This is a genomic window from Streptomyces sp. NPDC005820 (assembly GCF_040630255.1).
Taxonomy (GTDB): domain Bacteria; phylum Actinomycetota; class Actinomycetes; order Streptomycetales; family Streptomycetaceae; genus Streptomyces.
This window is the reverse complement of the sequence record NZ_JBEXXE010000029.1, coordinates 48,983-72,523: the sequence shown is the minus strand read 5'-3', so window position 1 is coordinate 72,523 and position 23,541 is coordinate 48,983. Positions and strand designations below refer to the sequence as shown.

Annotated in this window: 22 protein-coding genes and 1 pseudogene; 15 read left to right on the top strand and 8 right to left on the bottom strand. The window is 72.0% G+C overall.

The genetic code is table 11. The features are described 5' to 3' along the window. The first annotated feature begins 98 nt into the window (after positions 1 to 98). Positions 99 to 650, top strand: a complete 552-nt coding sequence (locus tag ABZ464_RS31865) for a hypothetical protein (RefSeq protein ID WP_359282521.1) — start codon at positions 99 to 101, stop codon at positions 648 to 650. 194 nt (positions 651 to 844) lie between these two features. On the opposite strand, the gene ABZ464_RS31860 is transcribed toward ABZ464_RS31865, so the two are convergent. After that, positions 845 to 1,330, bottom strand: a complete 486-nt coding sequence (locus ABZ464_RS31860) for a DUF1877 family protein (protein ID WP_359282518.1) — start codon at positions 1,328 to 1,330, stop codon at positions 845 to 847. 116 nt (positions 1,331 to 1,446) lie between these two features. Here ABZ464_RS31860 and ABZ464_RS31855 point away from each other — a divergent pair, with 116 nt between their 5' ends. The 6 genes from ABZ464_RS31855 (at position 1,447) to ABZ464_RS31830 (ending at position 6,068) form a co-directional block, all read left to right on the top strand. Beyond that, positions 1,447 to 1,869, top strand: coding sequence for a hypothetical protein (locus tag ABZ464_RS31855; RefSeq protein WP_359282515.1), 423 nt, complete (start codon positions 1,447 to 1,449; stop codon positions 1,867 to 1,869). A gap of 86 nt (positions 1,870 to 1,955) precedes the next feature. Further along, positions 1,956 to 2,408 (top strand): hypothetical protein, encoded by a 453-nt coding sequence (locus ABZ464_RS31850; RefSeq protein ID WP_359282512.1) that lies wholly within the window; start codon positions 1,956 to 1,958, stop codon positions 2,406 to 2,408. 122 nt (positions 2,409 to 2,530) lie between these two features. Then, the gene (locus tag ABZ464_RS31845; protein WP_359282510.1) at positions 2,531 to 3,166 is read left to right on the top strand and encodes an RNA polymerase sigma factor; all 636 of its coding nucleotides are present in this window, start codon (positions 2,531 to 2,533) and stop codon (positions 3,164 to 3,166) included. A gap of 70 nt (positions 3,167 to 3,236) precedes the next feature. Continuing rightward, on the top strand, positions 3,237 to 4,031 hold the full coding sequence (locus ABZ464_RS31840; protein WP_359282508.1) for a hypothetical protein: 795 nt from the start codon (positions 3,237 to 3,239) through the stop codon (positions 4,029 to 4,031). Between the two features lie 316 nt (positions 4,032 to 4,347). Then, positions 4,348 to 5,007, top strand: coding sequence for an RNA polymerase sigma factor (locus ABZ464_RS31835; protein WP_359282507.1), 660 nt, complete (start codon positions 4,348 to 4,350; stop codon positions 5,005 to 5,007). Next, entirely contained in the window at positions 5,007 to 6,068 is a 1,062-nt protein-coding gene (locus tag ABZ464_RS31830) for a hypothetical protein (protein ID WP_359282504.1), read from the top strand. Before ABZ464_RS31835 ends, ABZ464_RS31830 begins: the two co-directional genes overlap by 1 nt. Positions 6,069 to 6,283: 215 nt before the next feature. On the opposite strand, the gene ABZ464_RS31825 is transcribed toward ABZ464_RS31830, so the two are convergent. Beyond that, complete coding sequence (locus ABZ464_RS31825; protein ID WP_359282677.1) at positions 6,284 to 7,126, bottom strand: L,D-transpeptidase family protein; 843 nt, start codon at positions 7,124 to 7,126, stop codon at positions 6,284 to 6,286. 62 nt (positions 7,127 to 7,188) lie between these two features. Here ABZ464_RS31825 and ABZ464_RS31820 point away from each other — a divergent pair, with 62 nt between their 5' ends. Further along, positions 7,189 to 8,769 carry a methylmalonyl-CoA mutase family protein gene (locus ABZ464_RS31820; protein ID WP_359282675.1) on the top strand — a complete coding sequence of 527 codons (1,581 nt, stop codon included), beginning with the start codon at positions 7,189 to 7,191 and terminating at the stop codon, positions 8,767 to 8,769. A gap of 30 nt (positions 8,770 to 8,799) precedes the next feature. Then, entirely contained in the window at positions 8,800 to 9,456 is a 657-nt protein-coding gene (leuE, locus tag ABZ464_RS31815; RefSeq protein WP_359282502.1) for a leucine efflux protein LeuE, read from the top strand. Position 9,457: 1 nt separating this feature from the next. Here leuE and ABZ464_RS31810 read toward each other — a convergent pair whose 3' ends face one another. Continuing rightward, complete coding sequence (locus ABZ464_RS31810) at positions 9,458 to 10,387, bottom strand: WYL domain-containing protein (RefSeq protein ID WP_359282501.1); 930 nt, start codon at positions 10,385 to 10,387, stop codon at positions 9,458 to 9,460. A 65-nt stretch (positions 10,388 to 10,452) separates the two neighbouring features. Here ABZ464_RS31810 and ABZ464_RS31805 point away from each other — a divergent pair, with 65 nt between their 5' ends. Further along, complete coding sequence (locus tag ABZ464_RS31805) at positions 10,453 to 11,031, top strand: NIPSNAP family protein (protein ID WP_359282498.1); 579 nt, start codon at positions 10,453 to 10,455, stop codon at positions 11,029 to 11,031. On the opposite strand, the gene ABZ464_RS31800 is transcribed toward ABZ464_RS31805, so the two are convergent. After that, positions 11,007 to 12,350 carry an FAD-dependent monooxygenase gene (locus ABZ464_RS31800; RefSeq protein ID WP_359282495.1) on the bottom strand — a complete coding sequence of 448 codons (1,344 nt, stop codon included), beginning with the start codon at positions 12,348 to 12,350 and terminating at the stop codon, positions 11,007 to 11,009. The two genes, ABZ464_RS31805 and ABZ464_RS31800, sit on opposite strands and share 25 nt — an antisense overlap. Before the next feature lie 70 nt (positions 12,351 to 12,420). On the opposite strand from ABZ464_RS31800, the gene ABZ464_RS31795 reads away from it, so the two are divergent. Continuing rightward, positions 12,421 to 13,077 carry a TetR/AcrR family transcriptional regulator C-terminal domain-containing protein gene (locus ABZ464_RS31795; RefSeq protein WP_359282492.1) on the top strand — a complete coding sequence of 219 codons (657 nt, stop codon included), beginning with the start codon at positions 12,421 to 12,423 and terminating at the stop codon, positions 13,075 to 13,077. A gap of 26 nt (positions 13,078 to 13,103) precedes the next feature. On the opposite strand, the gene ABZ464_RS31790 is transcribed toward ABZ464_RS31795, so the two are convergent. Next, positions 13,104 to 14,213, bottom strand: coding sequence for an acyltransferase (locus tag ABZ464_RS31790; protein WP_359282671.1), 1,110 nt, complete (start codon positions 14,211 to 14,213; stop codon positions 13,104 to 13,106). A gap of 312 nt (positions 14,214 to 14,525) precedes the next feature. Here ABZ464_RS31790 and ABZ464_RS31785 point away from each other — a divergent pair, with 312 nt between their 5' ends. From ABZ464_RS31785 to ABZ464_RS31775, 3 genes are read left to right on the top strand one after another with little or no spacing between them, the layout of a single operon-like run. Continuing rightward, positions 14,526 to 15,908: a glycosyltransferase family 29 protein gene (locus ABZ464_RS31785; RefSeq protein ID WP_359282490.1), complete on the top strand. Its 1,383-nt coding sequence runs from the start codon at positions 14,526 to 14,528 to the stop codon at positions 15,906 to 15,908. Continuing rightward, positions 15,905 to 18,244 (top strand): glycosyltransferase, encoded by a 2,340-nt coding sequence (locus ABZ464_RS31780; RefSeq protein WP_359282488.1) that lies wholly within the window; start codon positions 15,905 to 15,907, stop codon positions 18,242 to 18,244. The genes ABZ464_RS31785 and ABZ464_RS31780 overlap by 4 nt, the downstream gene beginning before the upstream one ends. A gap of 4 nt (positions 18,245 to 18,248) precedes the next feature. After that, complete coding sequence (locus ABZ464_RS31775) at positions 18,249 to 19,925, top strand: hypothetical protein (RefSeq protein WP_359282485.1); 1,677 nt, start codon at positions 18,249 to 18,251, stop codon at positions 19,923 to 19,925. Between the two features lie 60 nt (positions 19,926 to 19,985). Here ABZ464_RS31775 and ABZ464_RS31770 read toward each other — a convergent pair whose 3' ends face one another. After that, the gene (locus tag ABZ464_RS31770) at positions 19,986 to 21,248 is read right to left on the bottom strand and encodes an NAD(P)/FAD-dependent oxidoreductase (protein ID WP_359282483.1); all 1,263 of its coding nucleotides are present in this window, start codon (positions 21,246 to 21,248) and stop codon (positions 19,986 to 19,988) included. Positions 21,249 to 21,307: 59 nt separating this feature from the next. Between ABZ464_RS31770 and ABZ464_RS31765 the strand changes: the two are divergent. Continuing rightward, a pseudogene (locus tag ABZ464_RS31765) lies at positions 21,308 to 22,040 on the top strand (zinc ribbon domain-containing protein); the annotation flags it as partial. Positions 22,041 to 22,046: 6 nt separating this feature from the next. On the opposite strand, the gene ABZ464_RS31760 reads toward ABZ464_RS31765, so the two are convergent. Both ABZ464_RS31760 and ABZ464_RS31755 read right to left on the bottom strand, forming a co-directional pair. After that, a complete protein-coding gene (locus tag ABZ464_RS31760) occupies positions 22,047 to 22,463 on the bottom strand; it encodes a GtrA family protein (protein WP_359282481.1) in 417 nt (138 codons plus the stop codon). Then, positions 22,456 to 23,454 carry a glycosyltransferase family 2 protein gene (locus ABZ464_RS31755; RefSeq protein WP_359282478.1) on the bottom strand — a complete coding sequence of 333 codons (999 nt, stop codon included), beginning with the start codon at positions 23,452 to 23,454 and terminating at the stop codon, positions 22,456 to 22,458. Before ABZ464_RS31755 ends, ABZ464_RS31760 begins: the two co-directional genes overlap by 8 nt. Positions 23,455 to 23,541: the final 87 nt, after the last annotated feature.

The following is a 23,541-nucleotide window of genomic DNA, read 5'->3' as shown; positions in this document are numbered from 1 at the left end:
TTGGCTGAAAATCCACTCTGTGACAGTCTTCCTCCGTCGCACGCAGTAAGGGAAAGTGCGGGCTCCGTGAGGGCGGCGCCCTGGCGAGGGAGACGTGGATGAGCCTGGTGGAACTGATCGCTCAGGCCGACGAACGCGGACTGGCCGCCAGCGGGCTGGCTTGTTTGGACCGGTGCGTGCCGCTGCTCGGCGGTGACGACGCCATCCTGCGGCCGCTGTGGGCGAGCCTCGCCGAGGCGGGTTCGGGCGAGGACTGGGACAGCGGGCTCGAACAGGTGCGCGCCAAGCTGGAGTCCGGCGAGACCGGCGGCGAGGCCGCGCTGCTCGCCCGCCGGATGCTCGACGCGGCCCCCGCCGGCCGGGCCGCCGCCGAGGTACGGGTGTGGGCCGACGCATGCTCCGTCGCCTCGCTCCAGATACACCGCCTCCTCGACCCGGCCAAGGACGCCGACTCGGTCGACTCGCGCCGCGCGGGCCGCACCGAGGGCATGCCGCCCCTCGTCGCCGCCGAGCTGCGCCGCCAGATCACGGTCCTGGAACTCCTCACGAACCACGGCGCGGCCGGCCTGCGCCGCGCCCTGGACGTCTCCACGGAGGGCCGCCGCGTCCTCCGCGCGGTGGTCTCCCGCGGAGCGCGTGGCCGCATGTGACACCCGCCGTGGGCGGGTCGCTGCGCGAGCCGGCTCACGGGGTCGGCCGCCGCCGGGGTGCCACGCGAGTTGCTTCAGGGCGTCGGCCTTGGGCGGGTCGCTGCGCGAATTGCCTCAGGGCACCGGCGGCTGCCGGGGCGCCACGCGAGCCGCCTCGGGGTGCCGGCTGTGGGTGGGTCGCTGCGCGAGCCGGCTCAGGGGGCCGGCCACTTCACCACCGCGTCCTGGTGGAGGGCCGTCGTGGTGTAGAAGGCCGTCAGGTCGCGGTGGGCCGCGGCGAAGGCGGCTCGGGTGCGGGGCTCCCGGGTGGGGCCGCCGTGGCGGGGCAGGAGTTCCGCCCGCGCCGGGCGCCACAGTTCGTCGAAGTCGGCCGTCGCGAGGAAGTCCGCGACCCGGGCCGTCTGCGCCGCCGTGAGCAGCAGGAACGGAGGTTCCCGCACATCGGCCGAGTACACCCGGCCGCCGCCGAGGACCGCGTAGGCCCCGGGGCCCGCATCCACATGCTCCGGCGGGGTGTCGCCGTAGAGGAACCGCTGGTCGCGGTCCACCCGGTCCACCCGGTCCCGGACCGGGACGGCCCGGCGGCGGTCGTCATCGTCGGCGAACAGTCTTCGCAGCCACATCGCGCTGTTGCGCAGCGCCGAAGGAGGCACGGCGCGGAAGTCGAGGTACGCGCTCATCACTCAAGGAGCGCACGGGGACGCGGAACCATCACTCCTGTGCGGGTTCCGGGCCGGTTCCGGGGAGGCGCCCCGAACCGCGTGACGGATCACCGCCGCGCCACGCTGTCCCGTACATGACCAGGACGACTCACCCGTTCCCCACCCGGCCCCAGGCCGCCGTGAAGCCGGTGCGCTGGGCGGCCGACACGGTGTCCGCGCTGCGCGAGGGCGCCCGGCTGTACCTCGACCACTCGGCGCAGAGCCTGTGGCGCGTCGACCGGCTGATCGAGGACCTGCGCGCCGAGGGCACCCCGTACCCGGCCGTCGAGCAGGTGCTGCGCGGCCTCGGGGCGTACGCCGGTGAGGTGGTCGTCCGGCACACCGGCGCCGAGTGGTGGACGGCCGGCGGCGACCACTGGATCCGCACCCCGGACGGTCGCCTCTGGGACCCCCTCGACGAGGCCCGCCGGTGCTTCGGCGGCCACGGGTCGCTCCGGCTGCTGTGCCGGGACGCGATGCGCAGCGGACGTGACGGACGACACGTCGGTGACCCGTGATGCTCCGGGGCCGCCGTCCGCTGGGACAGCGGGGAGCCGAGCCGGTTCCCCCGTGACGAGCGGGCCGAGCGAAGGGGTGAGGACCCATGGGCAGCGGGACGGACGAACAGTGCGGAGCGGACCCGCGGGGAACGGGCGCGGCGGAGATGCGGGCGCGGGCCGGTGCCTTCGTCGCACGCGCCACCGCACGGCACCGGCTGCCCCTCGACTACTCCCCGGCCAGCCTGCGCCTGGTCGACTTCCTGGTCGACGGGGTGCGCAAGGGCGGCGCCGACCGGGAGCGCGCCCACGACACGCTCGTGGAACTGGGCGCGTACGTCGGTGAGGTGCTGGTCCGCCGCGCGGGCGCGGTCTGGGTGGACCTGGACGAGCCGCAGCGCGGCTGGTTCGGGCAGCCGGTCGGGGTGCGGATGCCCGACGGCCGGGTCTGGAACCCGCTCGGCAAGGTCGTCAACCGCTTCGAGACGGGCTCCCCCGAGGAGTCCCTGCGCACCTTCTACCTCACCCTGCACGGCCGCTCACGCCGGGTGGCGGCCTGAACGCGGTGAAGGGCCCGCCCCTGACCGGGGCGAACGGCCCACCCTGTGACACTTCTGTGCGGCCCGGCGCTGAAGACCGTGGGGGTGCACCCCCAGCGAATTCCGTACGAACGAGGACAGTCTTGGGCCAGGGAGGGGAACCCCGGCGCGCGCAGGCGTACGACGGGGAACTGGGAGCGGCCGTCGCGCGGGCCCAGGACGGGGACGAGACAGCGTTCGCCGTCGCGTACCGGATCGTCCAGCCGGGGCTGCTCGGCTATCTGCGCGGGATCGTCGGCGACGACGCCGAGGACGTGGCCTCCGACGCCTGGCTGGAGATCGCCCGCGACCTCGGGCGGTTCAAGGGCGACGGCGCCGGGTTCCGCGGCTGGACGGCGACCATCGCCCGGCACCGGGCCCTGGACCATCTGCGCCGGCTGCGGGTGCGGCCGAGGGCGGCGGCGCTGGAGCAGGACGTGGTCATGGACCTGCCCGGTCCGCACTCCACGCACGACCAGGCGCTGGAGTCGCTCTCCACCGCGAGGGCGCTGGAACTGGTCCGCGGGCTGCCGCGGGACCAGGCGGAGGCCGTGCTGCTGCGGGTCGTGGTGGGGCTGGACGGCCCGGCCGCGGCCCGGGTGCTCGGCAAGCGCCCCGGCGCGGTCCGCACGGCCGCGCACCGCGGCCTGAAACGGCTGGCCCGCCAGCTCGGCGTCGCGGACGCGAACGGCGAAGGTGTGACGGATGACGGGCCCCGCACGCTGGGGGAGTCGAAATGAACGGCCACGGCCGAGCGGCCGGATCGGCGGCACGCGTAGACGCACGCATGGGACAGAGGCGGAAACGGACATGGGTGAACGGCTGAACGACGGCGGAGAGCCGGTCCGTCGGCGTCCGCACCCTGCCGGGACGACCCCGGCGGCGGACGCCTTCGGCCATGAGAGGGAAGCCCAGGAGCTGGAAGTCCAGGAGCTGGAAGCCCGGGAGCTGGAGGCGCTGCTCGCCGAGGTCCTGCGCGTCGCGGGTGGTCCCGTCGCCCCGCCCGCGGGCAGCGAGGGCGAGCTGCGGGCCGTGGCTGCCTTCCGGGCCGCCCGGGACGCGGGCGCGCACACGGCCCGTACCCGCCGCCGGGACGACTGGCGGCCCCGCACCCGCCGCTCCACCGCCCGCTCGCTGCGGGCCACGCTCTCCGTCGCCGTCGCGAGCCTCGCCCTCGGCGGGGTCGCGTTCGCCGCGATCGGGTCCGCCGGGGACGACTCCGCCGAGGCGAAGCGCCCCGAGCGGTCGGCGAGCGCCACCGAGGGCCGCTCGCACGCGCCCTCGCTCACCCCGTCCCCGTCCGCCTCGGCGGACCGGGACCGCCCGGTGACCGCGAAGGACACCGAGGCCCACTGCCGCGCCTACGAGCAGGTCAAGGAGCGGGGCAAGGCGCTGGACGCCACGGCCTGGCAGCGGCTGGTGACGGCGGCCGGCGGCGAGGAGAACGTCGAGGCGTACTGCGCGGCGCAGACGGCGTCCGCCAAGAACAACGGAGAAGCCGGGAACGCCGGGAACGACGCCGGGAACAACGGCACCACCGGAGCCACCGGCAAGGGCCAGGAGAAGGCAGGGAACACCCCCAAGGGCAACGCCAGGAAGCAGTAGCCCGCCCCTCGGTCGAGGGGGCCGAGGCAACGACCGGGGTCGCCACCCCCCACAGGAGAGACCCCGGCCGTCGCGCGGCACGGACCGCGCGGCGGCCCGTACTCCCTACAGCGCCGGGAGTGCGTTTTCTGTCACACCCCGGGGCCCGTCCGCGACCGTCCCCTACGGGATCACGAGTTCGTTGCATGTTGTACGGACATGGACGCCCGACGCTTTCAGGTCGTAACGTGCCTTTCGCGCCGGACGGCCAAGCGGCAGACCACCGCAACGACCTGCGGTCTCGACCGCGACCATCGACCGACCGAGGAACCACGACGTGGGGGACGACGCGGAGCTGACAGCCGCGGTGCTTGCGGCACAGAACGGGGACGAGACCGCTTTCCGGGCTGTGTACCGCACGGTGCACCCGCGGCTCCTCGGGTACGTGCGCACACTCGTCGGCGACCTCGACGCCGAGGACGTGGCCTCCGAGGCCTGGCTGCAGATCGCCCGGGACCTGGAGCGGTTCAGCGGCGACGCGGACCGCTTCCGCGGCTGGGCCGCCCGGATCGCCCGCAACCGCGCGCTCGACCACATCCGCATGCGCGGCCGGCGTCCCGCGATCGGCGGTGACGAGACCGAGCTGACCGGCCGGGCCGCCGAGTCCGACACCGCCGGCGAGGCCATCGAGGCGCTGGCCACCGGCCGCACCCTCGACCTGATCGCCCGGCTCCCGCAGGACCAGGCCGAGGCCGTCGTGCTGCGGGTCGTGATGGGCCTGGACGCCAAGACCGCCGCCGAGACCCTCGGCAAACGCCCCGGCGCCGTCCGCACCGCCGCGCACCGCGGCCTGAAGAAACTCGCCGAACTGCTCGGCGACGATCCGGAGACCGCCGGGGTGCTCGACGCCCTGCCTCCCCAGCGAGGGCCGCGTTCGCGCGCGGTAACGTCCGCGAGTGTGACGCAAGCGAGCGCGCGGACGCAGAAGGACATGTGATGGCCGACAAGCAGGACAGGTGGCTCGACCGCGAGACGGCGGAGCGTCTGCTGCGCGGTGAGTCACCCGAGAACGCTGTCGCCCCGCAGGCCCAGGACCAGGCCGAACGCCTCGCCAGAACACTGGCGGCGCTCTCCGCGCTGGGCGCCGAACCGCTCCGGTCCGACGAGGAGCTCCCCGGCGAGGCCGCCGCCCTCAAGGCCTTCAGCGAGGCCCGGGCGGCACGTGAGTCCCAGACGTCACAGCAGTCGTGTACGTCACACCAGTCGGCGTACCCGGACGATGCCGGACTGGTCCGCATCGGCGGGCGCGCCGGCGGCGATCGCAACGGCGAACGGGCACGCCGCCGCTGGAACCGCCCGCTGCGGCTCGGGCTGGCCGCCGCGGTGGCCGCCGGCATGCTCGGCGGGGTCGCGGTGGCCGCCGGTACCGGAGTGCTGCCGAGCCCCTTCGACGGGGCCGGACCCGAACCCGGGGCCTCCGTCTCCAGCGCCGCGAGCCCCGACCGCCCGCTGATCTCGCCCTCCCCGGACGCCTCCGGCGGCCCGGACGCGGTGGCGCCGGACGGCGGCGCCGAGCGTGACACCACCGACGGCACGAAGGGCGCCGACGGCTCCTCCACCGCACCCGGCGTCCGGGGCTGGCCGAAGGGCGTGACCTCGTCCTGCCGGGACATCGAGGCCGGCCGGACCCTGGACACCCAGCACCGCCGCACCCTGGAGGGCCTGGCCGGCGGCTGGTCCCAGGTGACGTCGTACTGCGCGAACGTCCTCGAGGGCGGCTCCCGCCGGAACACGGGCGACGACCAGGACACGTCGGACTACCGGGACTCCTGGGGCGACAACGACAGCGGTACGGGCCGCGGCGGTGACGACGACGGGTCGGCCGGGCTGTCCGCCGGTCAGAGCGCCGGTGCGGGCCAGGACCAGGACGACGACCGCTCCGGCGGCACCGGCTCGCACGACGGCGACGCCCAGGGCGGCGGATACGGCGGCGGACACAGCGGGGGCGACGGCGGCAGCCGCAACGGCGGCGCGTCCGGCGGCACCGGCCGCCACTGATTCCCCATCCCCGCACGCCCCCTCTGACCTGCGGATTCATCATCCGAGAAATTTTTTTTCGCGCCGGGTGTGACGTTTTCGGGAGCCGCGGCGCAGTAACAAGTGAGCCGACTGGTCATCGGCCTTCGCACAGAGCCGGGGTTCCCCCCGTACCTACGGCTCGTGCACCTGGCGCGGGCGGGACACGTTCCCCCGGTCCCGCCCGCGCCCCGAACTCACCAGGACACCACGACCTTGTCGCCCCCGCGGACCTGAGCGAAGAGCGCCGAGACCGCCGCCTCGTCCCGTACGTTCACACAGCCGTGCGAGGCGCCCGCGTATCCCCGGGCCGCGAAGTCGGCCGAGTAGTGCACCGCCTGGCCGCCGCTGAAGAACATCGCGTAGGGCATCGGCGTGTGGTAGAGCGTGGACACATGGTCGCGGGACTTCCAGTAGACCTGGAACACCCCCTCGCGGGTGGGCGTGTACTGGGAGCCGAACCGTACGGACATCGTCGACACGGTCCGGCCGTCGATCATCCAGCGCAGGGTGCGACTCGTCTTGTCGATGCACAGCACCCGCCCGGTCAGACACCGGGGGTCGGGCGCGGCGGCCGGCTGACCGCCCATCAGATACAGCTCCCACTGCCCCGGTTCCCGTGTCATCCCCACCAGCCGGTCCCAGGTGACGGTGTCCGTCGTCCCGGTCCGCGGCAGCCCGCGCTTGCCCTGGAACCCCTTGACGGCCTCCTCGGTGGCCGCGCCGTACAGCCCCGTGGGCCCCTCGAACAGCCAGGCGAGCTGCCGCAGCCGGGCCTGGAGTTCGCGTACGTCCCGCCCGGAGTCGCCGCGCTTCCACCGCACGGCCGCGGCGGGCGTCGGCGTGCCGGGGGTCCGGGACGCGTTCGGCTTGTCGTCCGGGGCGGTGCCGCTCGGGTCCGGGGCGGGGCTCGTACGGGTGACGTCGACGTGGCCGGGCGGGCGCGCCCTGCCGTCCTGGGTGTCCGGGGTCCGCACGGTACAGCCGCACAGGGTCGCCAGGGCCGCCGTGCCGGCCAGGGCGATGATCGATCTCCGCATCCGCATGCCTGAGATGTTCCCCCCGGATGACGCCGGGCGAACGGAGCGGCATGGTGGTGGGCATGGTGCGCGAGTCGGAGTCGGGGCTGCCCATCGAGCCGGTGTACGGGCCGCGGGCCCTGGACGGCTGGGACCCGGTCGAACAGCTGGGCGAGCCGGGCGGGTACCCCTTCACCCGGGGCGTCTACCCGACCATGTACACCGGCCGCCCCTGGACCATGCGCCAGTACGCGGGCTTCGGCACGGCGGCCGAGTCCAACGCCCGCTACCGGCAGCTCATCGCCCACGGCACGACCGGCCTGTCCGTCGCCTTCGACCTGCCCACCCAGATGGGGCACGACTCCGACGCCCCGATCGCCCACGGCGAGGTCGGCAAGGTGGGGGTCGCGATCGACTCCCTGGACGACATGCGGGTGTTGTTCGACGGGATCCCGCTGGACAGGGTGTCCACGTCGATGACGATCAACGCCCCGGCCGCGCTGCTTCTGCTGCTGTACCAGCTGGTGGCGGAGGAGCAGGGCGTCCCCGCGGACCGGCTCACGGGGACGGTCCAGAACGACGTGCTGAAGGAGTACATCGCGCGCGGGACGTACATCTTCCCGCCCCAGCCCTCCCTCCGGCTGACCGCCGACATCTTCCGGTACTGCCGGGCCGAGATCCCGAAGTGGAACACGATCTCGATCTCCGGCTACCACATGGCGGAGGCGGGCGCGTCCCCGGCGCAGGAGATCGCTTTCACCCTGGCGGACGGTATCGCGTACGTCCGAACGGCGGTCGCGGCGGGCATGGACGTCGACGACTTCGCCCCCCGGCTGTCCTTCTTCTTCGTCTCCCGGACGACGCTCCTGGAGGAGGTCGCGAAGTTCCGCGCCGCCCGCCGGATCTGGGCGCGGGTGATGCGGGAGGAGTTCGGGGCGCGGGACCCGAGGTCGCTGATGCTGCGGTTCCACACCCAGACCGCGGGTGTCCAGCTGACGGCCCAGCAGCCCGAGGTGAACCTGGTGCGGGTCGCCGTCCAGGGCCTGGCCGCCGTCCTGGGCGGCACCCAGTCCCTGCACACCAACTCCTTCGACGAGGCGATCGCGCTGCCCACGGACAGGAGCGCGCGGCTGGCGCTGCGGACCCAGCAGGTGCTGGCCCACGAGACGGACGTGACCGCGACGGTCGACCCCTTCGCGGGCTCGTACGTCGTCGAGAGCATGACCGACGACGTGGAGGCCGCGGCGGTCGGGCTGATGCGGAAGGTCGAGGAGTTCGGCGGCGCGGTCGCGGCGATCGAGCACGGCTTCCAGAAGAACGAGATCGAGCGGAACGCCTACCGGATCGCGCAGGAGACCGACTCGGGCGAGCGGGTGGTCGTGGGCGTCAACCGCTTCCGGCTCGACGCGGAGGAGCCGTACGAGCCGCTCCGGGTGGACCCGGTCATCGAGGCCCGGCAGGCGGAGCGGCTCGCGCGGCTGCGGGCCGAGCGCGACCGTTCGGCGGTCGAGACCACCCTGGCCGCCCTGGGCAAGGCCGCGGAGGGGAAGGACAACGTCCTGTACCCGATGAAGGAGGCGCTGCGGGCCCGGGCGACGGTGGGGGAGGTGTGCGGCGCCCTGCGCGGGGTGTGGGGGAGGTACGTCCCGACCGACGCGTTCTGACGGGTGAACCCCTATGCGACACTCGTCCCCATGTTCGGAGTCGTCGACCTTCCCACCTATCTCGCGGGCCTCGTCCTGATCGTCCTCCTTCCGGGGCCCAACTCCCTGTACGTCCTCTCGGTCGCCGCCCGGCGCGGGGTGCGGGCGGGGTACACCGCCGCGGCCGGGGTGTGGTGCGGGGACACCGTGCTGATGACGCTGTCGGCGGCCGGGGTGGCCTCGCTGCTGCAGGCCAACGGGGTGCTGTTCGGGATCGTGAAGTACGCCGGCGCCGGATATCTGACCTGGCTCGCCGTCGGGATGCTGCGGGCCGCGTGGGGGATGTGGGGGACGCGGCGGGAGCGGCTTGTCGCCGAGGGAGCCGAGGGGGCGGCCGTCGTCCCCGATGAGCGGCCGTTCCGGCGGGCGCTGGTCGTGAGCCTGTTCAACCCCAAGGCGATTCTGTTCTTCGTCGCCTTCTTCGTGCAGTTCGTGGACCCCGGATACGCCTACCCGGCGCTGTCGTTCGTCGTCCTCGGGGCCTTCGCGCAGGCGGCGAGTTTTCTCTATCTCAGCGCGCTGATATTCAGCGGGACGCGGCTCGCGGACGCGTTCCGGCGGCGGAGGCGGCTGGCCGCGGGGGCCACTTCGGCGGCCGGGGCGCTGTTCCTCGGGTTCGCCGTGAAGCTCTCGCTGGCCGGCGCGTGAGCTACTCCTCGTAGCGGGCGGCCAGGGTCCGTGCCGTCTCGGCGATGCGGTCGCGCAGTTCCGCCGGTGCGAGGACCTCGATGTCGGCGCCCAGCCGCAGGAACTCGCCATGGGCGTGGTCGATCGACTCGATGGGCACCCGCGTCTGCGTCCATCCGTCACCCACCGGTGCCACGCCGAGGCGGTGGGCTCCCCGCGGGGTGAGCCGTACCAGGGCCTCTCCGGTGTGCAGCCGGGCCCGGAAACCGGCCACATGGTCCTGCCAGTGCGCGGCCAGGTCGAAGTCGTCCGGGACGGTGAACTCCTCTTGCAGGGGACGGAGTTCGATGATCTGGTCGATCCGGTAGGTGCGGATCCCGGAGGGCCCGTCGGCGACCAGGTACCAGCGGCCGGCCTTGAGCACGAGCCCGTACGGCTCCACCCGCCGCTCGATCTCCTCCGGTGCGCGCCAGCGCCGGTACCGCAGGACCACCGCCCGTCGCGCCCACACCGCGGCGGCGACCGCGGCGAGGTGAGGCGTGCGGTCGCCGTCGCCGTACCAGCCGGGGGCGTCGAGCAGGAAGCGTTCCTGGATCCGCCCGGCGTGCTCGCGCAGCTCCGTCGGCAGGGCGGCCCGCCACTTGAGCTGGGCGGTGGCGAGCGCCTCGCCGAGGCCGAGGTCGGCGGCGGCTCCGGGGAGCGCGGCGAGGAACGCGGCCTCGGCCTCGGGCGCGGTCAGTCCGGTGAGGCGGGTCCGGTAGCCGTCGACCAGCCGGTAGCCGCCCGCGTGTCCGGCGGCTCCGTACAGCGGGACACCCGCGGCGCCGAGCGCCTCGACGTCCCGGTAGACCGTGCGGACGGAGACCTCCAGCTCCTCGGCCAGCTGCCGGGCCGTCATCCGGCCCCGGTTCTGGAGCAGCAGAAGCAGGGTGACCAGTCGGCTCGCGCGCACGCCGCCCAGTATGCAGAGCGTTCACTGACAGTGGATGTCAGGGGAGTGTCCCTAGCCTGCGGCGCATGAGCATCGTCGAACTCCGGCAGTACACCCTGCACCCCGGCGCCCGGGAGACGCTGATCGAGCTGTTCGAGCGCGAGTTCGTCGCCGGGCAGCGGGCGGTCGGCATCACCGTCGGCGGCCGGTTCCGCGACCTCGACGACCCGGACCGCTTCGTCTGGCTGCGCGCGTTCCCCGACATGGGGCGCCGTCGGCGCGCGCTGGAGGCGTTCTACACGGGCCCGGTCTGGCGGGAGCACCGGGACGCGGCCAACGCCACCATGGTCGACAGCGACGACGTCCTGCTGCTGCGGGGGCCGTGCTTCACCGCCGAGCCGGGCGCCCGCGAGGTGGAGGCGACGATCTGCCGGCCGTCCGACGCGGCCGCCTTCGACGCGTACGCCGCCGGGCACCTGGCCCCGGGCCACGCGCTGCACCGCACCGAACGGGCCGAGAACGACTACCCCCGCCTGCCCGTCCGCACCGGCGAGGACGTCCGGCTCTGGTTCGGGCCTGCTGAGCCGCCCCCCTGGCCGGTCGAGCGGCTGCGGCTGGCGCCCGTGCGAGCCGCGCGGCATCAGCAGCCCACGCGTGCCCGGTAGCCCGCCATCCCCGTCTCCGTCTCGCCCGCCCAGCCCACATAGCCGTCCGGGCGGACCAGGAAGACGCCCTCCTTCAGGGTGATCGTCGTCCAGTCCGGGCCCCTCAGCCGGTCGAAGAGGCGTTCGCCGTTCTCGGTCAGGTCCGGCATGCGGTCGCCCGCCCGGATCCCGCCCGGGGTGCGGCGGGTCTCTTCGGTGAGTGAGGAGTCGCGGTAGTTCAGGGCCAGTTGGCGGGTCTCGGCGCCCCGGCGGGCCTCGCCCCGGTGGATGGCCGTCGACAGGCCCAGCATGGCCGCGGCGTTGGGGCGGCGCTCCTCCTCGTAGGTGTCCAGGAGGGATTCCGGGGCCCGCCCGCCGAGGACCGCCCCCAGCTTCCAGCCCAGGTTGTAGGCGTCCTGGACGCTGGTGTTGAGGCCCTGTCCGCCGGCGGGGGAGTGGATGTGCGCCGCGTCCCCGGCGAGGAGGACGCGGCCCGCGCGGAAGCGGTCCGCCAGGGCGGCGCGCGGGCGGAAGTCCGAGGACCAGCGGACCTCGGTCACGTCCCCGGGGTCGAGGTGGGTGCGGTCGGCGATCACCGTGCGGACGCCGGCCAGGGACAGCAGGGGCTCCAGATCGGTGCCGTCCGGGAACTGTGCCACCAGTTGGAAGTCCTCCGTCCCGGCCAGCGGGCACAGCGCCAGGAAGCCCGCGCCCTCCCCGGCCGGCGGGAAGACGTGCCACCACGTCCGGTCCAGGCCCGTGATCCGTACGTCCGCCACCAGCAGCGGGTCCGGGTCGACCGTCTCGCCCGTCATCCCGATGCCCAGCGCCCGGCGCACCGCCGAGCGGCCCCCGTCGGCGGCGACCGCGTACCGCGCGCGCACCGGCCCGCCGGAGGCGAAGCGCGCCGTCACCCCTTCGTCGTCCTGCTCGATGCCCACCAGCTCCCGGCCGAGGGCGACCTCGCCGCCCAGCTCCGCCAGCCGAGCCCGCAGGATCTCCTGGTTGCGCCACTGCGGGATCATCCACGGCACGGTGAAGCGGGAGCCCTCCTCGCCCTCCTTCGCCGGGTCGAACATCTGGTGCTCGCCGGCCTGCTTCCCGTCCTGCCAGATCATGCCGACCGGGTAGGGGCCGCCGGCGGCGAGGATCTCGTCGAGGACGCCCAGATCCTCGTAGATCTCCAGGGTGCGCGGCTGCAGGCCCTTGCCGCGGGAGCCGGGGGCGAGGGTCTCACCGCGCTCCACCACCAGTGCGTCCACCCCGCGCCGGGCGAGGTCGATGCCGAGGGCGAGGCCGGTGGGGCCCGCACCCACGATCAGTACGTCCGTCTGCCGCATCCCATTCTCCTTAACGCCGTTAAGTGCTGCCGATGACGACTGTGCCCTTAACGGCGTTAAGCTGTCAACCGTGACCACCGAACGAGCCCCCAGGGCCCCCCTCGACCGCAAGCGCGTCGCCGACACCGCCCTGGCGCAGCTGAACGAGACCGGTCTCGACGGGCTGACTCTGCGTGCCATCGCCAAGGAGCTCGACGTCAAGGCGCCCGCCCTGTACTGGCACTTCAAGGACAAACAGGCGCTGCTGGACGAGATGGCCACCGAGATGTACCGGCGGATGGTCGCCGGAACCGCCCTCGACCCGGCCGACTCCTGGCAGGAGCGGCTGCGCAAGGTCAACCGCGGGCTGCGTGAGGCCCTCCTCGCCTACCGCGACGGTGCGCGGGTGTTCAGCGGCTCCCGCTTCACCGGCACCGACCACGCCCATGAGATGGAGGAGAACCTGCGGCTGTTCACGGCCGCCGGGTTCAGCCTCGGTCAGGCCGTCCGGGCGACCTCGACCGCGTACTCGTACACCATCGGGTTCGTCATCGAGGAGCAGGGTGTGCAGCCGCTGCCCGGCGAGCGGCGGGAGGGGTACGACGTCGAGGAGCGCGCCCGACTGCTCGCCGAGTTCCCGCTGTCCGCGCGGGCCGGCGCGGAGATCTTCGCCGATTACGGCACGCATTTCGACGAGGGGCTGGAGATCGTCATTGCGGGAATAGGGGTGCGCTGCGGAGTTTCCTGAAAAGGGCCCCGTAATTCACTCGGAATTCACTGACGCGGCGCTGCCAGCGCCTTCCGCAGCCTCGGTGTCAGCCGCTCCTCCACCAGTTTGTTCATCGCGTAGGCCAGCAGCAGCATCGACGCGATCGTCAGCAGGAACGTGGCGGCGGACGGGATGCCGAGGCGGCGGTGCAGGGCCGCGACCACGACCCAGCCCAGGTGCTCGTGCACCAGGTAGAAGGGGTAGGTGAGCGCCCCGGCCACCGTCAGCCAGCCCCAGTTCACCCGGTCCAGCCGGCCCAGGGCGATCGCCCCGACGGCGAGGAACCCGAACGCGACGACCGCGATGATGCCGTACGAGGTGCGGTGGGCGAAGGCGTTCGGGTCGGAGACGTTCCACAGACTGCGGACCGCGTAGTGCTGGCCGATCAGGAAGCTCACCGCGGTGATCCCCCACGCGTAGGGGTCCCGGCGGTCGCGGTGGACCAGGTAGAGGCCGACCCCGCCGACGAAGAACGGCGCGTACTCCGGCATCAGCACGATGTCCAGCAGCGGTTGGTGTGCGCCCTGCGCGATCGCCGCCGCCAGGATCCAGCCCACGCAGAACAGGACCACCCGGCGCCGGTTCGCCCCCGGCAGCACCACGCACAGGGCGAACAGCGCGTAGAAGCGGACCTCCGCCCACAGCGTCCAGTCCACGCCCAGCACCCGGTCCACGCCCAGCGGCTGCTGAAGCAGGGTCAGGTTGACCAGGACGTCACTGGGCGAGACGGCGTCGTAAACGACCACCGGCAGCGCGAAGACGGCCGTCACCAGCAGGACCGCCACCCAGTACGCGGGCATCAGCCGGGCCACCCGGGAGGCGAAGAACGAGCGCAGCGGGCGGCCCCAGCCGCTCATGCAGATGACGAAACCGCTGATCACGAAGAAGACCTGGACGCCCAGACAGCCGTACGCGAACGGCGTGTGCAGGGTCGGGAAGACCGTCGACGCCGAGGTGCCCCAGGCGCGGGTGATGTCACCGCCCCGGCCGCCGTAGTGGTAGCAGGCCACCATCAGCGCGGCGATCAGCCGCAGCCCGTCCAGTGCGCGCAGCCGGCCGCCGCGCGGTGCCGCCTTCGGGGTGGCGACCGCCAGGCTCCCTTGTGTCGTGTTCACGACCGTCTGTGTCACGCGGGTGTCCCTAGGAATGCGGATGAGTGCCGTCTATGTGGACCCTATGGCGTCACCCGCGAAACTTCTGTTCGACAGCCTCAGCATTCGCTCCTCTGTTCCGAGGGGTTCACCTGGGCGTCGTTTTCCTTTCTTACGTTCTCCCAACCTCACCAGGTTTCAGTACGTCAATACGCTTTTCATAAGACCAGGAGAACCATGACGAGGGTCCGCAGCAGAGGGTCAGACACCAGGCCACAAAGGCCCTCGTCGGCGCCATCCCCGGTCTCGCTCGACGACTGCCTGCGCGCCTGCTCCGTGCACAGCGGCAAGCTCGTCGGCAGCCTCGACCCGCGCCGCCAGGCAGTCGCCGAAGCGCTGCGCCAACTGCTCGCCACCTGGGCGATCCAGGAGCAGTCCGCACCCGCGCCCACCGCCACCAGCCTGCTCCGGCGCACCAAGGCCGCCGCGACCGGCAGCGGCGGCAACCTCGGCAACGAGGTCCTCGACGCCCTGCTCAACGTCGGCAACAAGGCCGTCCTCTGCGCCTACGACGACGAGCTGAACCTCACGGTGACGATCACCGACACCATCCTCCACCTGCGCCGGGGCTCCCGCGCCGGCTGGCGGCTGCGCGGCCGGATCCTGGAGGCCCTCGGCCTGCCCGAGGAGGCCGCCGAGGCCTACGAGCGCTACCTCGAGCTCACCAAGGAGGACGGCTTCGGCGTCCGCGCCCGCGTCGACGGCATCCACGCCGCGACCAAGGCCCGCACCGAACTGCTGACCCTCCTGGAGCGCACGGTCCCCGAGGCCGCCCGCTTCGGCGCCGGACCCGCCACCGACGTCTGGGCCGAGGGCCTCGCCGCGCACGCCGCCGGCGACCAGTCCGGCGCCGAGGCCCGGCTGGCCGGCGCGCTGCTCGCCATGGACCGCGAGGGCGCCCCCGAGGACGAGGTCCAGGAGGCCCTCGCGCACTACCTCGACCTGGCCACCGGCCGGCAGACCCGGCCCACCCCCGAACTGACCCGGTCCCTCGCCCTGTACGCCGACGTCCGCCGCAACCGGATGCGCGGACCCGTCCCCGACCCCCTGTTCGGGGGCGTGCAGTGGCTCAGCCTCGGCGAGTTCCGCAACCGGATCGCCGGCAAGTCGATCTGCCTCGTCGCCAACTCGGGCAAGGTCGGCGAGAGCGGCCTCGGCCACGACATCGATGCCTACGACCTCGTCGTGCGCTTCAACTCGTACCGCATCGACCCGGCGCACACCGGCAGGAAGACCGACATCCACGTCACCATCCACAAGCACAACTACAACTGGGACAAGCCCGTCGACACCCGGCTCGTCTTCAGCGGCAGCTCACCGGACTGGAAGTACTCCGTCCGCAACAAGCTGATCCCCGGCGCCCAGACCTACGTCAACGACGAGTCGCTGCGCTGGCCCGTGCGCAACATCGGCGGCTGGACCACCGAGCAGTTCGCGGCCATCCCCACCTCCGGCTTCAACATGCTCTGGCTGCTCGACTTCCTCGACGTCAGCCCCACGCTCGACCTGATCGGCTTCGACTTCTACGAGAGCGGCGCCTACCGCCTCCCCGAGGCGATGAAGCTGGCCATCACCAACGTGCACGAATACGGCAGCGAGAAGACGTGGGTCATGGAACGGGCCCAGAGCGTCTCCGGCATGAGGATTTCCCTGCGATGACCACTTCCCTCTCGGCTTCCGCCTCCGCCCCGGCGGCCCCCGCCACCGACGCCTCCGCCCTCACCGGCAAGCGGCGCATCGCCTTCGCGAGCTTCGTCGACGAGAACTACCTGCCCGGCTTCCTCGTCCTGCTGCGCTCCCTCGCCCTCTCCAACCCGGAGGTCTGCGAGGACTTCCTCGTCCTCCACGACGACCTGCGCCCCGCCTCCGTCGCCGCGATCCGCGATCTGCACCCGCGCGTGAAGTTCCGCCGGGTGGACGCCGACCACTACGACTCCTACGTCAAGGGCGACCAGGACAACTACCTCGTCCGCAAGGCGTACTTCATCCTCGACGTCTTCCGGATCCGCGACTACGACACCGTGATCACCCTGGACACCGACATGGTGGTCCTCGGCCCGATCGACGACCTCCTGTCGCTGCGCCACGGCCTCGCCGCCGTCCCGCAGTTCTTCTACGGCGACAAGACCCGCATGCTCAACAGCGGACTGCTCGTCATCCAGAAGGAGTACCTCACCGACGCGTTCTGCGCGAAGATCGACGCGATCGGCCGCAGCGGGAAGTACGAGCTCGACAAGCACGACCAGGGCATCCTCAACGCCCTCCTCGACGGCGACTTCGTCGACCTCGACCCCGCGTACAACTACGTCAAGCGCCGCCTCTCCGGCGACCTCCCGGTCCCGGACGACGTCGCCGTCCTGCACTTCACCGGCCGCCACAAGCCCTGGCAGGGCGGCGAGGCCGGCTACGGGCTCGCCCAGGAGCGCTGGGCCGAGTTCGAGCTCACCGACGCCGAGTTCCACGCCGCCTACCTGGAGGCCGGCGACACCCTCCACCACGACCTGCTCGTCCACTACGGCACCCCGCACGTCGAGCGCACCGGCGACGTCGACACCGCCCGCAAGGTCGCCCTCGCCCACATCGGCGCCGGCGACTTCCAGGCCGCCGTCGACATCCTGGAGCGCGTCCACCTGCCGGTCGACGAGGCCTGGCCGCACGAGGTCTACGGCAACGCCCTGATGAGCGTCTCCCGCTACGAGGAGGCCCGGGCCCGGCTCCACCTCGCCGCCGCAGCCCCCAACCGGGCCGCCACCGCCTTCTCCCGGCTCGCCCAGATCGCCTGGGTGCACGGCGACGACACCGAGGCCCGCGCGTACGCCACCGCCGGCCTCACCGTCGACCCCACCCACCGCGCCAGCCGCATCTGGCACCAGCGCACCACCGGCATCCCGGCCCAGCCCGCGGGCCGACCCGAGGACCAGCTCGCGCACGTCGCGTTCTACATGGACCGCCAGGGCAACGCCGGCGACAAACTGCTCCCGGAGAGCGTCCGGCTCGGCTTCGACCGGGACACCACCTCCCGCCGCTGGCACTCCGTGCACGCCCACCGCCTCTTCGACGAGGCCGCCCTGGAGCGGGTCAACGCCCGCCGCGGCCTGGTCATCGGCGGCGGCGGCCTCTTCATCCCGGACACCATGCCCAACGGCAACAGCGCCTGGCAGTGGAACGTCCCGGACGAGATGCTGAAGGGCATCGAGGTCCCGATCGCGGTCTACGCCGTCGGCTTCAACGCCTTCGACGGCCAGTCCTACCGCGCGGGCCGCTTCCGCGAGTCGCTGCGCCTCCTCGTCGAGAAGTCCTCCTTCTTCGGCCTGCGCAACCACGGCTCCATCGAGAAGGTCCGGGCGATGCTCCCCGCCCACCTCCACGACAAGGTCCGCTTCCAGCCCTGCCCGACCACGGTCACCCGCCAGCTGGTCGACGGCTGGCAGGACCCCGTGCGGCGCGACGACACCATCCTCATCAACGCCGCCTACGACCGCGCGGGCCTGCGCTTCGGCCACGACTACGGCTACTTCCTCGCCCAGATGGCCAAGGCCGTCGAGGGCCTGCGCGAGCTGGCCGACGTGCAGTGCGTCGCGCACTCCCTCGACGACGAGAAGATCGCCTTCGACCTGCGCCGCGAACACGGCGTCTCACTGCCCGTCATCCCGATGTACGACTTCGACAACGACGGCATCCGCGAGCTGTACGCCCGCACCAGACTGGTCATCGGCATGCGCGGCCACGCCGGCATGATCCCGTTCGGCTGCGGCACCCCGATCATCAGCCTCATCTCGCACCCCAAGATGGCGTACTTCCTGCGCGACATCGACCGCCCCGAGTGGGGTGTCTCGGTGCACGACCGCAACCTCGCAGCGCTCCTCGTCGAACGCTCCCGCGAACTGCTCGCCGACCACGACCGCACGGTCGCCGACGTGCACGGCCGCCAGCAGGAACTCTGGAAGGTCACCGAGGCCAACTCCGCCGACCTGCGCACGATCCTGGGCGGCTGATCCCATGGCGACGACGACCGCCCCGGTCGACGCGCCGCCCGCCCCCCGCGCCCGCCGGTCACCCCTGTGGTGGCCGGTGGTCGCGGCCCTGGCCGCGGCGGCCGTCGTGTACACGGTCCTCATCCGGCGGCTGACGGGCGACCTCCAGTACGTGCTCGCCGCCCTGCGCCTGGGCGGCGAGGCCGGCTACTCCCCGTCCGAGGTCTTCACCCACCGCCCGTTCTTCTACCGGTGGTTCATCGCCCTGCTGGACCTGCCCACCTCCGGCGGCGTGGTCGTACGGGAGACGATCATCGAAGCCGAGGGTGCGCTGGTCGTCGCGGCGGCGGCCTTCGCCCTGCACACCGCGCTGCTGCGCCGGATCACCCCGCGCGAGGCCGCCCTCACCGCGGGCGCCACCGGACTCGTCCTGGTCCTCGCCCCGCGCACCGACTTCCTCCAGCCGGAGTGGACGGCGGTCGTCCTGACGGTCTTCGGGATCGCGGCCGCGCTCGGCGTCCGCCGCGCCTGGCCCGCCGCCCTGATCGCCGCGCTGCCGCTGGGCCTCGCGGTGATGATGAAGTACTCCACCGCCTCCACCGCCGCCTTCGGCGTCCTCATCCTGTGGGCCGCCGACCGCGGCCGGGCGATCCGCGTCGCCGTGGTCGCCGTACCCGGCGCGGTCCTGCTCTTCGCACTGAGCGTCCTCGCCGGCTCGCACGAGCTGCAGTGGACGCACGACATGCCGCAGATCAACCAGTCGGCCCTCAGCCGCACCGGCATCCGGCCGGGCTTCATCCTGCACCGGTCCTTCGAGTTCCTCGCCGACCGGTCGATCCTCACCCCGGTGCTGCTGCTCCTGCCCGGCGCGCTGCTGCTCCTCCTCACCCGCGTCCAGGGCCGCGCCCGCCGCCTGGAACTGCTGACGATCGCCGTGCTCATCGGCTTCGGCTCGCTCGCCGTGGTGATCGTCCAGGGCAACTGGTTCCCGTACCACGCCGTCCAGCTGACCGTCTTCGCGGCCGCCGTGTGGGGTCTCGCGGTGGGCGGTTCCCCGAAGCCCCCGTGGTGCTTCAGCGCGGTGTCCCTGCTGTACGGCACCCTGCCCGCGCTCTACACCCGGCTGCCGCACGGGCTCCAGCGCCCGGCGACGATGTGGGTGCTCGGCCTCGTCGCGCTGCTCGCCGCGCTGGCCGACACCCGGCTCACGGGCCTGCCCCGACGCACGCTGGCCCCGGTCGCGCTCGCCGGGGTCGTCCTGCTCGCCGGACCGGTCTGGCCGAGCTCGCCGCACCTGGCCCAGTACGGCAAGGTGTCGTCGACGAACACCAAGTTCCACCGGAACGCGGAGACCAAGCAGAAGGACGCCGACAAGCTGCGCGCGCAGCTCCCGGCGGGCGCCAAGGTGCTCTACCTGGCCTTCGGCGACACGGTCTACTACGTCGACCACCCGGCCCAGTGCCGCTACCCGATCGCCACGTTCCTGCAGCGCACCCGCTTCATCCCGGACGTGGCCGACCTGAAGTCCTTCAAGGAGAACGCGGACTGCGTCGACCACGACCCGGCGCCCTACGCGATCCTGGACCGGGCCTGGTTCCGGCTGGCGTACGTCGACGCGGACCTGCGCAGGCGCGTACAGGCGACGTACGACTGCCCGCCGCTCAAGCCGAAGACACCACTGGTGGTGTGCAGGCTGAAGTAGCCGCGTGCGCGGAAGGGGCCCCGGTGAACACCGGGGCCCCTTCCGCATGTGCGTGTCCGGTCAGCGCAGCCCGAGCGAGGCGGTCACCTTCCGGGCCATCTCCACCGAGTAGCTCTGCCCCCGGTCCTGGGGGTAGATCTGCGCCATCGTCGCCAGCGTGACCCGGCTCATCGGGGTCTCGTGGCCGGGGATCAGCGCCCGGTACCGCGGGGTCACCACGGGCTGGGCGAAGCCGGCCTTCGAGAAGTGCCAGTCCTTGATCCAGGCCGGGTCGAAGGCCGGGTTGATCCGCTTCAGGTACGGCACGAACGCGTTCAGCAGCTCACCGGGGTCGGTGGTGAAGCGCCAGTCCTCGCGCTCGACGTAGTTGCCGACGTAGAGGACGTGCCGGCCGCCGTAGACCGCCGGGTCGATCATCCTGGTGTGCTCGACCACCGCGAGGAACGGGAAGTCGGGCTCGTTGATGTTGAGCCAGTAGTACGGGATCACGCTGCGGTCCATCTCCAGGACGAAGCAGGTGGCGCCCAGGTACTGGTTCTTCCACACCGCGTCCTCGGCGGGCAGCTCGGCGGCCTTGGCGAAGGCGGGCTGCGGCGTGGTGACGATCAGGTGGTCGAAGCGGTAGGTCGAGCCGTCCGCGCAGGTGACGACCGGCGTGTCGCCCTCCTGCCGGATCGTCTCCACGGCCTTCCCGAACTCGACCTTCCCGCCCCGCTCCTCGATCCCGTCCCGCAGCGCCGCGTACACCCGCTCGAACCCGCCGTCCACATAGCCCAGTTCGAAGGTCCGGCAGTGGATACGGGCCCACAGCCACGCCATCGACACCTGCTCGGCGCGCTCGCCGAACTTGCCCTTCAGCAGCGGTTCCCAGATCGCGGCGGTGGCCTTCTTCCCGGCGTGCTTGCGCAGCCAGGCGAGGGCGGTGAGGTCGTTGTACCGCTCGCCGTTCCGTACGGCCTTCAGCACCGCCGACGACCCGGCGAAGCGCACCGCGTCCACCGGCGAGAACTCCGGGAAGCGGAGCATGTCGAACGGGGTGGTGAAGTCGATGAGCTTCCCGCCCCGGTAGATCCCGGTGGTCGGCTTGTGGAACCGCAGCGCGTCCCCGAGCCCCAGCTCCCCGATGAGCGCGATCATCGCCTTGTCGCTGCGGAAGATGTGGTGGTAGTACCGCTCCAGCGGCACCCCGCCCACCTCCAGCGAGGCGGCCAGCCCGCCGAGTTCACCGGCGGCCTCCAGGATGGTCACCTGGTGCCCGGCCCGTACGGCGTCCCAGGCGGCCGTGAGGCCGGTGGCACCGGCGCCGATGATGCCGAGGTTCATATGATCTCTCTTTTCTGGAGTGCCGGAAACTCACAATGAGAGGCCCTGCTTTGTGAGGCATGGCCACTCACGTGAAGCGGGCGTTCAAGTACCGCTTCTGCCCGACGGACGCGCGGGCGGCTGAGCTGTCGCGCACCTTCGGATGCGTGCGAAAGGTCTGCAACAAGCGAGGTGTCGTCTGTCCTTCTCCAACAGGCGTTGCGGCACTTGCAGGTCGCGTTCACGAACTTCTTCGCCCAGCGGGCCAGGTACCCGCGCTTCAAGTCGCGGAAGAAGTCCCGGAAGAGCGCGGAACACACCACCAGTGCCTTCCGCTTCCGTTGCGGGACACTGACGCTTGCGAAGATGGCGGAGCCGCTGGCCACCGTATGGTCCCGGCCGTTGCCCGAGGGCGCGACCCCTTCGACGGTGACCGTGTCCCAGGATGCGGCAGGGCGCTGGTTCGTCTCCCTGCTTGTTGGCATCGGCGTGGGCCTGAACCATCTGCTGACCCTGTCGACCGGTGAGAAGGTTGCCAACCCGAGGCACGAGCGCCGAGCGAACCGAGCCGAAGCCCGACGGAAGGTTGCGAAGATCCATGCCCGGATCGCCAACCGCCGCAAGGACCACCTGCACAAACTGACCACTGACGCGGCGTGGGCGGACGGACGGGAAGTGATCGCGGTCGACCGCTTCTTCCCTTCCTCCAAGCTGTGTTCCCACTGCGGCGCCCTTGCCGCGAGCCTGCCGCTCAGCGTCCGCACCTGGACCTGTGACGGCTGCGGCAAGACCCATGACCGGGACGAGAACGCCGGGATGTCAAGCGAAGCTCCATTTTTTGTTGAGCACGAACTGGAGCGCCAGGACCAGGGGCATCGAGGCCACCTTGATGATGTTGGCGTCGATGCCCAGTCCGTCGGTGAAGGCGAGGAAGAGCAGGTTCGTCAGGGCGATGCCGGTCAGGCCGACGGCGTAGAAGCGCAGGAAGCGGATGAACAGGCGGTCCCGGGCCTCGAAGGTGAAGCGTGCGTTGAGGACGAAGTTGTTGGTGATGGCGAGCGTGGTGCTGAGCGCGTTGGCGAACTGCTCGTCCATCCCGGCCCAGTTGTGCAGCAGCAGGAAGACGACGAGGTCGAGGGTGACGCCGCTGCCGCCGATCAGGGTGTAGCGGACCAGTTGGCGCATCGTGCCCGAGGACGAGGAAGGCGCCTGGATCCTGGCCGTGGTCTCAGTCATCGGCCCTGGAACCGCCGATCACCTCGCGCACCAGGTACAGCGGACGGCCCTGAGCCTCGCTGTAGATGCGGCCTATGTAGGTGCCGATGACCCCGAGGGACAGCATCTGGACGCCGCCCAGGAACAGCACGACGACCATCAGCATCGTCCAGCCGGAGACGGTGATGTCGGGGCGGAAGAACTTCATCGCGAGGGCGTAGAGGATGCCGACCATGGAGAGCGTCAGGACGACGAAGCCGAGCCGGGTGATCATCTTCAGCGGCACGGTGGAGAAGCTGGTCACGCCGTCGATGGCGAGCTTGGCCATCTTGCGCAGCGGGTACTTGGTCTCGCCGGCGAAGCGTTCGTCGCGGTCGAAGGCGACCTCGGTCTGCCGGTAGCCCATCGAGGCGACGATCCCGCGGACGAACCGGCTCTTCTCGCGGTACTTGCGCAGCTCGTCGGCGACGCGCCGGTCGAGGAGGCGGAAGTCGCCGGTGTCCAGCGGGATGTCGACCTCGGTCGAGGAGCGCAGGACGCGGTAGTACAGGTGCGCGGTGCTCCGCTTGAACGCGGTGTCCTGGCGGCTGCGCCGACGCGCGTGCACGATCTCCGCGCCCTCGCGCCAGGCGTCCACCAGTTCCAGGCTGACCCGGGGCGGGTCCTGGAGGTCGGTGTCCATGACGATCACCGCGTCGCCCCGGGCGACGTCCAGGCCGGCGGTGATGGCGATCTGGTGGCCGAAGTTGCGGGCGAAGTCGACGACGCGTACCCGGTCGTCCTGCTCGGCCAGCCCCCTGAGGATGGCCAGCGAGCCGTCGGCGGAGCCGTCGTTGACGTACACCATCTCGAAGTCGAGCTCCGGGCGGCCGGCGAGGGCTGCGGTCAGCTCGGTGTGGAAGGCGGCGATGCCGTCCTGCTCGTTGTAGACCGGCAGGACATAGGAGACCAGAGGCCGGTGTTCCGGTGCCCGGGTGGCGACCGGTTGCTGGGAGAGCGCTGTTTGCAGCATTCGGGGAAGCTATGGAGCGTTGGTTAACCGCGCCCCAACTCCGCCCGTCCGAAAGCGGGCTTCCCCGTTGCTCTTCATCTTTTCAGG